We start from the raw sequence: 12,235 nt of genomic DNA, 5'->3' as shown, positions 1-12,235 counted from the left end.
GTCAGAAGTACCAGGGGTAGGGGGTCCAGTCGGGCTTGCGCTTCTCCAGGAACGAGTCGCGGCCCTCGACGGCCTCGTCGGTCATATACGCCATCCGGGTCGCCTCGCCCGCGAACAGCTGCTGGCCCACCAGCCCGTCGTCGAGCAGGTTGAACGCGTACTTCAGCATGCGTTGCGCCTGTGGGGATTTGCCGTTGATGTCGGCGGTCCACTCCAGGGCGACGTCTTCGAGTTCGGCGTGGTCGACCACCTTGTTCACCGCGCCCATCTGGTGCATCTCCTCGGCGGTGTACGGGCGGCCGAGGAAGAAGATCTCCCTGGCGAACTTCTGGCCGACCATCTTCGCGAGGTAGGCGCTGCCGTAGCCGCCGTCGAAGCTGCCGACATCGGCGTCGGTCTGCTTGAACCGGGCGTGCTCGCGGCTGGCCAGGGTGAGATCGCAGACCACGTGCAGGCTGTGCCCGCCGCCCGCGGCCCAGCCGTTCACCAGGGCGATCACCACTTTCGGCATGAACCGGATCAGCCGCTGCACCTCGAGGATGTGCAACCGGCCCGCCCGCGCCTGGTCGACGGTGTCCGCGGTGTCGCCGCTGGCGTACTGGTAGCCGTTGCGGCCACGGATGCGCTGATCGCCGCCGGAGCAGAACGCCCAGCCGCCGTCCTTGGGGCTCGGTCCGTTGCCGGTGAGCAGCACGGCGCCGACATCCGGGGTCATCCGCGCGTGATCGAGCGCCCGATAGAGTTCGTCGACCGTGTGCGGGCGAAACGCGTTGCGCACCTCCGGCCGATCGAAGGCGACCCGGACGGTGCCCTGCTCGACGTGCCGGTGATAGGTGATGTCGGTCAGATTCTCGAACCCGGGGACGGGCCGCCACAACTTCGGATTGAACGTCACGCCAGTGATTATTGCCCTCGGGCCGGACCGGCCCGCGCTCCAGCTTCGACTTGACGGTGTAAAAAAGATGGTTATGGTGCGTATATGACTGAGGGAGTGAAACCGGTTATCGACCGCAGCGCGGTGGACGAGTCCCGGTACGAGAAGCACGGGGGATTTCCCAAGGTCTCCCGCGCGAAGATCGGGCGCAATTTCGGCCCGTTCGTCGAGGCGATGCGGACGCTGCAGGACCTCGCCGTTTCCGTGGATGCGCCGGACGAGGTGTTCGGGGCCGCGCTCGCCCAGGCCGAAGAGCTCGTCGCGCTGCTCGAGCCCTACCGTGCCCCGGAATTGCAAGGCCCCGCCGGCCGGGCCGTCGAATTGCCCGGGCGCGGCAGCCTTTTGCTGCTGCCGTGGCGGGTGCTCGAGGCGGGACCGGACGGTATCCGGATGGCGGGCGAGTTCCGTCGTTTTCATCTCGGCGGCAACGGTGCGGCGCACGGCGGCGTGCTGCCGCTGCTGTTCGACGATCTGCTCGGCATGATCGTGCACTACGCCGGTCGCCCGATCAGTCGCACCGCGTATCTCCATGTGAATTACCGCAAGATCACTCCGTTGGAGACGCCGCTGACGGTGCGCGGCCGGGTCGACCGGACCGAGGGGCGCAAGACGTTCATCACCGCCGAATTACTCGATGAGCAGGGCAATGTGCTCGCCGACTGTGAAGGTTTGATGGTGCAATTGCTGCCGTGGCAGCCATGAGCGACCGCCCGGTCTGTATTTTCCGTGGCGCAGACCACGTTTGGGACGCGACTCGTTAGCGGGTGAGTGCCGCGACCAGCCGCGCGACGGTGCGTATAGTTGCGGTCGCTCGTTCATCGAAACCTATTCCGGAGGAACCTGAAAGTGGTTGCAGCACTGTCTGAATCCCTGCTCGACGACGCCAAGCGCCCGGCTTTCCTTGCCGATGCCGTCGAGGTTCTTGATGCCGAGGTCTCGGACAAGGGTGGTGCGTCCGGCCTGGCTGTGAAGGGTGGCTACGCGGCGGTCAAGAAGATCAGCCCGTCGATCGTGCCTGATGCGCTGGAGTCGTTGGCGCCCAAACTTCTTGCGCAGCTCGAGCCGTTCTGGCAGGAGTACACCGCGTCCGGCTCGGGCAAGTTCGGTGATCTGCTCGTCGCCAAGTCGGACGAGGTCGCCGAGGCCCTGCTGGCCGTCACCGACGCGCGTGCCGACGCGTCCACCCGGCCCGCGCTGAAGAAGGTCTACTCGTCGATGCGTTCCTCGGCCAAGAAGAACGTCATCGAGGCGCTGCCCCGGGTCGGCGACCTGGTGCAGAAGCACGCCAACTGAATCAGGCGCGCTGAATCAGCCTGCTGAATTCACCCCGCCGTGCACGTCGGACGCGTCGCACATCGAACGGCCGTCCGCGGCCGCGCTTTTCGATGTGCGGCGCGTTCTGCTGTGCGGACTGATCGCAATGCCGGGGCCGATCGGCCGCGCGCGCCGGTGCGAGTGCGCGGATGGACAGCTGGCGCAACTGCGCCGGACCGCTCCGGCGCGGCACGCCGTGCGATCTCGGCGACACCGCACGGCGCCATCCGGGCAAAGGAGCGCGGTGTGACCAGGGCGACGCAGACGGCAGGTGCACTGTCTGAGAGGCTGGAGGCGTGAACCCGTCTACAGCACAAGCGCAGGTCGTCGTGGACGAACTCGCGCGCGGGGGTGTACGGGATGTCGTCCTGTGCCCCGGATCGCGGAACGCGCCGCTGGCCTTCGCATTGCAGGCCGCGGACGCCGCCGGTCGACTGCGGTTGCACATGCGCATCGACGAGCGGACCGCGGGCTTCCTCGCCATCGGCCTCTCGATCGCGAGCCGGCTGCCGGTGCCCGTCGTGATGACCTCGGGGACCGCCGTCGCGAACCTCGGTCCGGCCGTGCTCGAAGCCAACTACGCGCGCATCCCGCTGGTCGTGCTCAGTGCGAACCGGCCCTACGAAATGCTCGGCTCCGGTGCGAACCAGACCGTTGAGCAGTTCGGCCTGTTCGGCAGCCAGGTGCGGGCCGCGATCAGCCTCGGCCTCGCCGAGGAGGAGCACGCGACCGAGGACTGCGCGGAGTACGGACACCAGAACAGCCAGTGGCGCTCGGCCGTGTGCCGGGTGCTCGCCGCGGCCCGCGGCACCCGCTCCGGCAACGCGGGGCCGGTGCACTTCGACATCCCGCTGCGCGAGCCGCTGGTCCCCGACCTCGCTCCCGGCGAGACCGCCCCGCCCGGGCGCGACGCCGACGAAGCGTGGACCAAGACCCAGTACGCCACCCTGGACGTGCCCCTCGACCTCGACCTGACCCCGGACACCGTGGTCATCTCCGGGCACGGCGCGGGGCTGCGGCCGGAGCTGGCCCAGCTGCCCACGGTCGCCGAACCCACCGCGCCGATGCACGGGCCCGCGCTGCATCCGCTCGCGCTGCCGCTGTTGCGTCCGCGCCAGGCGATCATCACCGGACGACCGACCCTGCACCGTCAGGTGTCCAAAGTCCTTGCCGATCCGGCGGTTCGGGTCTACGCGCTCACCACCGGGCCGCGCTGGCCCGATGTCTCCGGCAACGTGCTCGGCACCGGGACGCGCGCCGTGACGAGCGGAGCGCCGCGCCCGGAATGGCTGGCCTACTGCCGCGAACTCGACGAGAAGGCGAATCAGGTGGTGCGCGCCGAACTCGGCAGCCATCCGAAGCCGACCGGCCTGCACGTGGCCGCCGTGGTGATGAACGCGCTGCGCGAGGGCGATCAGCTGGTGCTCGGCGCATCCAATCCGGTGCGCGACGCCGCGCTGGTGTCGCATCCGCGCCCGGGCATCCGGGTGCTGTCCAACCGCGGCGTGGCGGGCATCGACGGCACCGTGTCCACCGCCGTCGGCGCGGCGCTGCACCACGAGGGCCGCACCGTCGCGCTGATCGGCGACCTGACCTTCCTGCACGACGCCTCCGGCCTGCTGATCGGTCCGGGCGAACCGCGCCCCGCCGACCTGACCATCGTGGTCGCCAACGACGACGGCGGCGGCATCTTCGAACTGCTCGAACAGGGCGATCCGCAGTACGCGGGCGTGTTCGAGCGGGTGTTCGGCACCCCGCACGGGATGGATCTCGCCGCGCTCTGCGCCGCCTACCGCATTCCGCACCGGCAGGTCGACCCGGAGCAGCTGGCCGTCGAACTCACCGGGCACGCGCACGGCACCCGCGTGCTCGAGGTAGCCACCGAGCGGTCCAGCCTGCGCGAACTGCACGCCACCGTGCGCGCCAAGATCTGCCCCTGAGCAGAGCCCATGGGCCGCACCGGCATTCGGGCGCGCCGATCGGTCAGGCGATATCGGGTTCGTCGTCGAACGGCACCTCGATCGACTGCTCGACCACGTCCGCCGGATCGGCGTTCCACCGGTCCGGGGCGGCCTTCTCGGCCAGGTCGGGTGCCAGGCGGCCGTCCTGGTCCGGTCCGTCGTCGGGGTAGCCGAGCTCGTCCGGGTAGGCGGGCATGGACTGCTCGGCGAGGTCGGCTTCCGGCACCGGATCGATGTCGCGGATAGTGCTGCGATCGGTCATCGTGCGCTCCTCTCGGCGTAGGCCTCGCGTGTCGGCATACCCGTGCGGGCACGCCGCAATCGAGACGGGCGTCAGTCCCAGCACTGTCGAGGATGCGCTTCGTCCGGCGTCCGGGCAACCCGTGCGCACTGTGTCGCGGGATCACTCGTCGGCGCGCGCTCCGTTCCCGTCGGCGGGGTATTCGACCAGTGCCAGCGTGCGGCCCGCCATGAACCGGGCGGTGCGCACCGGATTGCCGGTCCGCGTCACCTCGCTCACTTCGACGACCCCGCGTGCGATCCGTACCTCGACCCGCCGCCCCGCCCGGGTCGCGGCCACTTCATAACTGCGAGACCCGTCCCCGAAATCGACGACAATCTCCACCCGATCACCCTTCATCTCCCAATTGTCCGCTTTTCCAGGGGTTTTCGCGGTCACGAGTTGGTCGCGGGGCAGGTGCGCGGCGCACCGGCGAGATCAATCCGAGACAGTGCCGCAATGGCGCGGACCTGATGCGCTCGGGCGGCTGCGCAGGCGTGTGTGCCGTGGGCGGCGGTGGCTGGCAGGTGTGTGCGGTGGGCGCGAGCTGGGCAGGTGCGCGCAGCACCGGCGAGATCAATCCGAGGCGGTGTCGCAATGGCGCGGACCTGATGCGCTCGGGCGGCTGCGCAGGCAGGTGTGCCGTGGGCGGCCGGTGGCTGGCAGGTGTGTGCGGTGGGCGCGGGCCGGGCAGGTGTGCGGAGCGCCGGCGAGATCAATCCGAGGCGGTGTCGCATTGGCGCGGGCCGAGTGCGCTCGGCACCGCACCGGTGTCGCCGGGCGCGTCGGCGGCTGCGCAGGCGTGGTCGGGGTACGGCGCAGGCGCGTGTGGGGGATGGCCCGGGCTGGGCCGGTATGTGGGCCGTAGGTGGCGGTGGCTGGGGGTGTGTGTCGGGGCTGGTGGCTGCGGGCGATGAGTTCTGGGCGGCTGGTTCGTCTGCATTGCTGAGACCCACCGCGCGCCAAGGAGAACCTATGAACCAGGAATTCGATTTCGAACCGGCGGCCACCGCGCTGGACACCGTGATCACCGGGATCACCGACGATCAGCTCGCGGCCGCGACCCCGTGCGCCGACACCACCGTCCGGGATCTGCTCGCCCACGTGGTGGATCTGACCGAGGCGTTCCGGCAGGCGGCGACCAAGGAGGCGGTCGGCGGCTCGGTGGCCCCGGTCATCGCGCCGGAGAACGCGTTGCCCGCCGATTGGCGGGGGTTGATCTCGGCGCAGCTGAAGGCCTTGGTCGGCGCGTGGCGGGAGCCGGGCGCGTGGGACGGGATCACCGAGGCGGGCGGGGTGAGCGAGGCCGCGCCGGTGATGGCGATGATCGCACTGGACGAACTGGTGGTGCACGGCTGGGACCTGGCCAAGGCGACCGGCCAGCCCTTCGACGCCACCGCGACCGATCTGGCCACCCTGCTAGACCTGCTGAGCGAAACTCCCGCCGAAGGCACGCCCGGACTGTTCGGCCCGGTGCTCCCCGTCCCCACCGAAGCCTCGGCCCTGGACCGCGTCCTCGCGCTCACCGGCCGTAGCGCGGACTGGTCCGCATAGCGAACACCGCGCCGCGGCCACGCCGGGCCCGCGGGCTTTGGTCGAAAACTGCGCCGTGGCAACGCCGGACTTGCGGGCTCAGGTCGAAAACTGCGCCGCGGCAACGCTCGAGCCTGTCTCGGAGCCGATCGAACGGCTAGTTCGGCGCTGACACGAAAACGCCTGCGGCGGCAGCGGTTACCGCGGCGCGGGCGGCCGCGAGTGCGGCATCGTCGTCGATCGGGTCGCCGCTGGCGAGCAGGCGGTAGTAGAGCGGTGCGGACACCGCCGACAGGACGGCGCGGGCGTCGGTGCCCGGTGGCACTTCGCCGCGTTCGATCGCCCGGTCCACGCAGGGGGACCACTCGGTGAGCCGCACATCGTAGAACCGGCGCAGTGCGGTGGCGGCGGCTTCGTCGCAGGTGCCCGCCGCGATGACGGCTTGAAAGAGCTTGCCTTGGCGCGGGTCGGTCAAGGTCCGGGCGACCAGGCGCGCGTTGGCGATGAGATCGTCGAGCAGCGACCCGGTGTCGGTGTGGCCGACAGACTGCTCGGCCATGTCGATCAACAGGTCGGTGACCAGGCCGGTGGGGGTGCGCCAGCGGCGGTACACCGTGGTCTTGCCGACCGCCGCCGCCGCCGCGACCTCGGCCAGATCCAACTGGCCGAAGCCGCGTTCGGCGAGCAGGTCGCCGGCGACCTGCAGCACCGACTCGCGCACGCGAGCGGTGCGTCCACCTGGGCGAATCGAGCCGGGTGTGGCCTCGGCGTCAGTCATAACGGAACTCCAGTTTCATTTGTGGCCGATCGGGTGTACTGTTCGACGCGTTAACGAAACTATAGACCCTTTAGGAGGGTGGACCGATGAACGATCGGACAGTAGGCGCGGAGATGGAGTACCGGCGGCTGGGCGCATCGGGTCTGCACGTTCCGGCGTTGAGTTTCGGTGCGGGCACCTTCGGCGGCCGGGGCGAGCTGTTCGGCGCCTGGGGCGACACCGACGCCGCGTCGGCGCGGCGGATGGTGGACATCAGCCTGGAGGCGGGCCTCACCATGTTCGACACGGCCGACGTCTACTCCGACGGCGCGTCGGAAGAGGTGCTCGGCGCGGCCATCAAGGGCAGGCGCGATCAGGTGCTCATCTCCACCAAGGCGTCACTGCCGACCGGTCCGGGCCCCGGGCAGGCCGGTTCGGGCCGGGCGCGGCTGATCGGCGCGGTGGAGGCGGCGCTGCGCCGGCTCGGCACCGACTACCTCGACCTGTTCCAGCTGCACGCCTTCGACGCGGGCACCCCGGTCGAGGAAGTCGTCGCGACCCTGGACGATCTGGTGCGCGCAGGCAAGATCCGCTACGTCGGCGCCTCCAACTTCGCGGGCTGGCAGCTGATGAAATCGCTTGCCGCAGCGGACGAGCACGGCCGGACCCGGTATGTCGCGCACCAGGTCTACTACTCGCTGATCGGTCGTGATTACGAGTGGGAGCTGATGCCGCTCGGCCAGGACCAAGGCGTCGGCGCGGTCGTCTGGAGCCCGCTCGGCTGGGGGCGGCTGACCGGCAAGATCCGGCGCGGCCAACCGCTGCCGGACGGCAGCCGCCTGCACCAGACCGCCGCCGCGGGTCCGCACGTGGACGACGAGAAGCTCTACGACGTCGTCGACGTGCTCGACGAACTGGCCGCCGAAACCGGCAAGACCGTCCCGCAGATCGCGCTCAACTGGCTGCTGCGCCGCCCCACCGTGGCCACGGTCATCGTCGGCGCCCGCAACGAGGAACAGTTGCGGCAGAACCTGGGCGCCATCGGCTGGGAGCTGGACGCCGACCAGGTGGCCAGGCTGGACAAGGTCAGCGCCACGACGCCGCCGTACCCGTACTACCCGTACCACCGGCTCGGCGATTTCACCCGCCTGAACCCGCCCCTGGTCTGATCGCCGGCGGCCGTGGTCAGTAGACGTCGCGCACGTAGCGTTTCTGCGTGACGAGCTGCTTGCGGTATGCCAGCGCTCCCGCCTCGTCCACCTTGCCGTGCACCCGGATGATTCGCAGCAGCGCGTCGTCGACGTCCTTGGCCATCCGGGTGGCGTCGCCGCAGACGTACAGATGCGCGCCGTCACGCAGCCAGGACCAGAGTTCGGCGCCGTGCTCGATCATCCGGTGCTGCACATAGATCCGCTCGCGCTGGTCGCGGGAGAAGGCCAGATCCAGCCGGGTGAGAAAACCCGAGCGGAACATGTCCTCCAGTTCGGTGCGGTAGTAGAAGTTGGTGGCCGCGTGCTGTTCGCCGAAGAACAGCCAGTTGCGCCCGGGGCAGCCGAGCTCCCGGCGCTCTTGGAGGAAGCCGCGGAAGGGAGCGATGCCGGTGCCGGGACCCACCATGATCATCGGCGCCGCCGGGTCGGCGGGCGGGCGGAAGTGCGGCGCCCGCTGCAGGAAGATCGGCACCGTGCCCGCCTCGCCGCCCGCGCGGTCGGCGAGGAAGGTCGAGCACACGCCGCCGCGCCGGACCGCCGACCCGGTGGCGGCGGGGTCACCGTAGCGGACGACGCCCACCGTCAGCTGCACCTCGTCGGGGCTGACCAGCGGGCTCGACGAGATCGAATACTGGCGCGGCTGCAGCTTTTTCAACGTGCCGAGCCAGTCGACCAGGTCGGCCCGTACGGGAAAATCGCGCAGCACGTCCACCGCCTGGCGGTCCCAGAGGTAGTTGTCGAGCTCGTTGTGGTTGTCCCGGCGCAGCAGCTTGGCCAGCCGGATGTTCGGGTTGCGTTCGGCGACGAAGGTCAGCAGGTCGTTGCTCACCTTGCTGATGTCGTAGTGCGTGCGCAGCGCCTCGGCCAGGGTCAGTTCCCGGTCGTCGACCTCGATCACCCGGCGGCCGTCCAATTCGGTGGTGGCCAGCCATTCGCCGACCAGCGCGGCGTCGTTGGCCGGCCAGACGCCGAGCGAATCGCCGACCTCGTAGCCGGCTTCCAGCCCGCGCAGGTCGAAACCGAACTGGCGCACCTCTTTCGCCGATCCGGCGACGGTGAGGGCCTCGTTGCGGACCAGGGGCGCGGGCACCGGTGAGTTCCGGGTGAATTGGGGGACCTCTCGCCTGGTTCGGCCCGGTGCGGGCGCGGCGGCCCTGGTCAGCACCGAGGTCATCGTCCGGACGCGCCGGCGCACCGGCTCGACCGCGATTCCCGGATCGCCGCCGGGCGGGCTCGAATCGTCCTGTAACACTTCGCCGTTCAGCTGATCACCGAGCACGGCGAGCACCGCGTCCAGCCAGCGTTCGGCGGGCTCCTGGAAATCCGGTTCGCTGTCGACCCGCGGCAGCAGCCGGGTGGCGCCGTATTCGGCGAAGCGCTCGTCCAATTTCCGGCCGTGCCCGCAGAAGTCGTCGTAGGAAGAGTCGCCGAGCGCGAACACCGCGTAGCGCATGTCGTCCAGCCGAATCGCCTTGTCGTCGAGCTGCCGCCAGAAGTCCGTCCCGTTGTCCGGCGGCCCGCCGTCGCCGAAGGTGCTCGTGACCACCAGCACGTCACCCGTCAGAGCCGCAACGGTGCACGAGTCCATATCGAGCAGCTGTGGCAGGAAACCACATTCGGACAGCCGGGCGGCAACGGTGGCGGCGAGTTCCTCGGCATTGCCGGTCTGCGAGGCCCACAGCACGGTCACCGGACGGGTCGGCGCCGCCGCGACATCTGTGGCGCGCGAATACATTCCCGCCAGCAGGCCATCGATCCAGGTGCGGCTCTGCGCGGCGATCGGCGCGGACGCGGGCAGCACCGGCTGGCCGGTCACCGGAACGGCTTGCAACGCAGCCAGATACCCGCTCAGATAGATCCGTTCGACCTCGGTGAGGGTCGGCGTGGCCGCCGCGTCCAGTCCGAGCACCGTCGCGAGCGGATGCACGCCCTGCGCCGCGGGGATCGGGGCGGCAGGCGATTCGGGCTGTTCCGGCACCGCCACCCGGCGCAGCGAGACCGCGCACGCCTTGTACTCCGGCTGTAGCGACGCGGGGTCGACGGCATCGTTGGTGACCGCGTTGATCGTCAGATACTCGCCGTGCTCGTCGTTCCAGTGGAACGGCGCGAAGCAGTCACCCGGCCGCACCCGGTCGCCGATCTGCACCGCAAGCACGGCCCGCCCACGGCGGGACGCGATTTCGAGCTGATCGCCCGCCCGCACCCCGAGTCGTTCCGCGTCGTCCGGATGCACCTCGACGAACGGCCGCCCGTTCAGCTTGGTCAGCTTGTCGATCTTGCCGGTCTTGGTCATGGTGTGCCACTGGTGTTGCAGCCGACCGGTATTGAGCAGGAACGGGTAGTCGTCGTCGGGCAGTTCCGCGGCGGGCAGATGCGGGCGCGGCCAGAACACCGCCCGGCGGCTCGGCGTCGCGAAGGCCAGCCGCGGCCGATGGCCGTGCTCGTCGACATGCGGATGCTGGCTCACACCGTCGTTGACATAGCGGATCGGGTTGCGTGGACGGGTCCCATCGGGGCACGGCCACTGCATCGGACCCTGCCGTAGCCGTTCGAAATCCATGCCGCGCAGGTCGTATCCGGTGGCCGGATTCGCGAACTGTTTGATCTCGTCGAAAACCGCCGCGCTGGACTCGAAGTCGAAGCCCGGAAAGCCCATCGCGGTGGCGACCTGGGCGATCAGCAACCAGTCCGGCCTGGCTTCGCCGACCGGTTCGACCGAGCGCTGCAGCAGCGTGACGTTGCGTTCCGAATTCACCATCAGCGCATCGGCTTCGGCCCAGAGAGTGGCGGGCAGCAGCAGGTCGGCGTAGGCGTTGGTGGCGGTCTCGGCGTAGGCGTCCTGGGCGATCACCAGCTCGGCGGCCTCCAGGCCGTCCAGCACCGTCTTGCGATTGGCCACGGTGGCAACGGGATTCGTGCAGATGATCCAGGCCGCCTTGATCTGCCCGGCGGCCAGCTCGCGGAACATCTCGATGGTGCCCGGCCCCACCTCGTCCCGGATGGTGCCGGGTTCGACGCCCCAGGCCGCCTCGACGAAGGCGCGATCGGCCGGGGCGAGCACGCTGCGCTGCCCGGGCAGGCCGGGGCCCATGTAGCCCATTTCGCGCCCGCCCATGGCATTCGGCTGCCCGGTCAGCGAGAACGGACCGCTGCCCCGGCGGCTGATCGCGCCGGTGGCCAGATGCAGGTTGCAGATCGCGTTGGTGTTCCAGGTGCCGTGGGTGGACTGGTTGAGCCCCATCGTCCACAGCGTCGTCCATTCGCCCGCCGTGCCGATCCAGGTTGCGGCAGTACGGATGTCGGCCTCGGCGAGCCCGGTGAGCTCGGCCACCTGCGCGGGCGGATAGTCGGCGAGGAACTCCGGCATCGCCGTCCAGCCCTCGGTGTGCTCGGCGATGAAATCCTCGTCGATATCCCCGTTTTCGACGAGCAGGTGCAGCAGGCCATTGAGCAACGCGAGGTCGGTGCCCGGTGCGATCTGCAGGAAAAGGTCGGCCCGCGCAGCGGTTTCGGTGCGCCGCGGATCGACCACGATCAGCTTCGCGCCCGCCTTCAGCCGATCCACCATGCGCAGGTGCAGGATCGGGTGGCAGTCGGCCATGTTCGCGCCGATCACGAAGAACAGATCGGCGTGGTCGATATCGTCGTAGGAGCCGGGCGGTCCGTCCGCGCCGAGCGACTGCTTGTATCCGGTGCCCGCGCTCGCCATGCACAGCCGTGAATTGGCTTCGATGTGCAAGGTCCGCAGATACCCCTTGGCCAGCTTGGTCGCCAGGTACTGCGCCTCCAGCGACATCTGCCCGGACACGTACAGCGCGATCGCGTCCGGTCCGTGCTCGTCCAGGATCGACCGCAGCCGGGCGGCCGCTTCGCGCACCGCCTCGTCCACCGCGACCGGTACCGGTTCCTGCCCCCGCTCGGGGCGCCGGAACGCCGTCTCCATCCGCCCGGGCGTGCGCATCAGCTCCAGATGGGTGGCGCCCTTGGTGCACAGCCTGCCCGCGTTCGCCGGATGCAGTTTGTCGCCGCTGACCTTGGCGAGCACCGGCTTACCGGCGGCGTCCGCCTTCGTCCGCACCGTGATTCCGCACCCGACGCCGCAGTACGAACATGCCGTCCTGGTGGTGCCGCCTGCGTCCAACATGCCTCCGATCATGGCCATCGCCGATTGCACGGGGTTTACCGCGCGTTATCGGGAGGTCACAATCCACCTCACATGCCGCGTCCGCGCCGGTGAGGTGTGAC

General features: G+C 69.7%; 10 protein-coding genes. 5 read left to right on the top strand and 5 right to left on the bottom strand.

The window, feature by feature from the left end; translation table 11 throughout:
• Position 1: 1 nt before the first annotated feature.
• Positions 2-895: a 1,4-dihydroxy-2-naphthoyl-CoA synthase gene (locus NBRGI_RS23575; protein WP_014988526.1), complete on the bottom strand. Its 894-nt coding sequence runs from the start codon at positions 893-895 to the stop codon at positions 2-4.
• Positions 896-979: 84 nt separating this feature from the next.
• Here NBRGI_RS23575 and NBRGI_RS23570 point away from each other — a divergent pair, with 84 nt between their 5' ends.
• The 3 genes from NBRGI_RS23570 (at position 980) to menD (ending at position 4,188) form a co-directional block, all read left to right on the top strand.
• Positions 980-1,636, top strand: coding sequence for a PaaI family thioesterase (locus NBRGI_RS23570; RefSeq protein ID WP_051727980.1), 657 nt, complete (start codon positions 980-982; stop codon positions 1,634-1,636).
• 144 nt (positions 1,637-1,780) lie between these two features.
• Positions 1,781-2,227: a DUF6918 family protein gene (locus tag NBRGI_RS23565; RefSeq protein WP_029899409.1), complete on the top strand. Its 447-nt coding sequence runs from the start codon at positions 1,781-1,783 to the stop codon at positions 2,225-2,227.
• 317 nt (positions 2,228-2,544) lie between these two features.
• Complete coding sequence (gene menD, locus NBRGI_RS23555; RefSeq protein WP_029899407.1) at positions 2,545-4,188, top strand: 2-succinyl-5-enolpyruvyl-6-hydroxy-3-cyclohexene-1-carboxylic-acid synthase; 1,644 nt, start codon at positions 2,545-2,547, stop codon at positions 4,186-4,188.
• A 43-nt stretch (positions 4,189-4,231) separates the two neighbouring features.
• Here menD and NBRGI_RS23550 read toward each other — a convergent pair whose 3' ends face one another.
• Positions 4,232-4,471, bottom strand: coding sequence for a hypothetical protein (locus NBRGI_RS23550; RefSeq protein WP_014988521.1), 240 nt, complete (start codon positions 4,469-4,471; stop codon positions 4,232-4,234).
• 141 nt (positions 4,472-4,612) lie between these two features.
• On the bottom strand, positions 4,613-4,849 hold the full coding sequence (locus NBRGI_RS23545; protein WP_014988520.1) for a hypothetical protein: 237 nt from the start codon (positions 4,847-4,849) through the stop codon (positions 4,613-4,615).
• A 615-nt stretch (positions 4,850-5,464) separates the two neighbouring features.
• On the opposite strand from NBRGI_RS23545, the gene NBRGI_RS23540 reads away from it, so the two are divergent.
• Positions 5,465-6,043 carry a TIGR03086 family metal-binding protein gene (locus tag NBRGI_RS23540; RefSeq protein ID WP_029899406.1) on the top strand — a complete coding sequence of 193 codons (579 nt, stop codon included), beginning with the start codon at positions 5,465-5,467 and terminating at the stop codon, positions 6,041-6,043.
• Between the two features lie 136 nt (positions 6,044-6,179).
• Here NBRGI_RS23540 and NBRGI_RS23535 read toward each other — a convergent pair whose 3' ends face one another.
• Entirely contained in the window at positions 6,180-6,800 is a 621-nt protein-coding gene (locus NBRGI_RS23535) for a TetR-like C-terminal domain-containing protein (protein WP_029899405.1), read from the bottom strand.
• 113 nt (positions 6,801-6,913) lie between these two features.
• On the opposite strand from NBRGI_RS23535, the gene NBRGI_RS23530 reads away from it, so the two are divergent.
• Positions 6,914-7,948 (top strand): aldo/keto reductase, encoded by a 1,035-nt coding sequence (locus tag NBRGI_RS23530; RefSeq protein WP_029899404.1) that lies wholly within the window; start codon positions 6,914-6,916, stop codon positions 7,946-7,948.
• A 16-nt stretch (positions 7,949-7,964) separates the two neighbouring features.
• Here NBRGI_RS23530 and NBRGI_RS23525 read toward each other — a convergent pair whose 3' ends face one another.
• Complete coding sequence (locus NBRGI_RS23525; protein WP_036560528.1) at positions 7,965-12,134, bottom strand: bifunctional nitrate reductase/sulfite reductase flavoprotein subunit alpha; 4,170 nt, start codon at positions 12,132-12,134, stop codon at positions 7,965-7,967.
• Between the last annotated feature and the right edge of the window lie 101 nt (positions 12,135-12,235).

Source organism: Nocardia brasiliensis IFM 10847, from assembly GCF_000710915.1.
In the GTDB taxonomy this organism is placed as follows: Bacteria; Actinomycetota; Actinomycetes; order Mycobacteriales; family Mycobacteriaceae; genus Nocardia; species Nocardia brasiliensis_A.
The sequence above is the reverse complement of the archived record's forward strand: the minus strand, read 5'-3'. Positions and strand labels throughout refer to the sequence as shown.

Bases quoted from the DNA above. Each gene is read 5' to 3' on its own strand.
- NBRGI_RS23570 (WP_051727980.1), top strand. From the start codon at position 980: ATGACTGAGGGAGTGAAACCGGTTATCGACCGCAGCGCGGTGGACGAG.
- NBRGI_RS23550 (WP_014988521.1), bottom strand. From the start codon at position 4,471: ATGACCGATCGCAGCACTATCCGCGACATCGATCCGGTGCCGGAAGCC.
- NBRGI_RS23545 (WP_014988520.1), bottom strand. From the start codon at position 4,849: ATGAAGGGTGATCGGGTGGAGATTGTCGTCGATTTCGGGGACGGGTCT.
- NBRGI_RS23540 (WP_029899406.1), top strand. From the start codon at position 5,465: ATGAACCAGGAATTCGATTTCGAACCGGCGGCCACCGCGCTGGACACC.
- NBRGI_RS23535 (WP_029899405.1), bottom strand. From the start codon at position 6,800: ATGACTGACGCCGAGGCCACACCCGGCTCGATTCGCCCAGGTGGACGC.
- NBRGI_RS23530 (WP_029899404.1), top strand. From the start codon at position 6,914: ATGGAGTACCGGCGGCTGGGCGCATCGGGTCTGCACGTTCCGGCGTTG.
- NBRGI_RS23525 (WP_036560528.1), bottom strand. From the start codon at position 12,134: ATGTTGGACGCAGGCGGCACCACCAGGACGGCATGTTCGTACTGCGGC.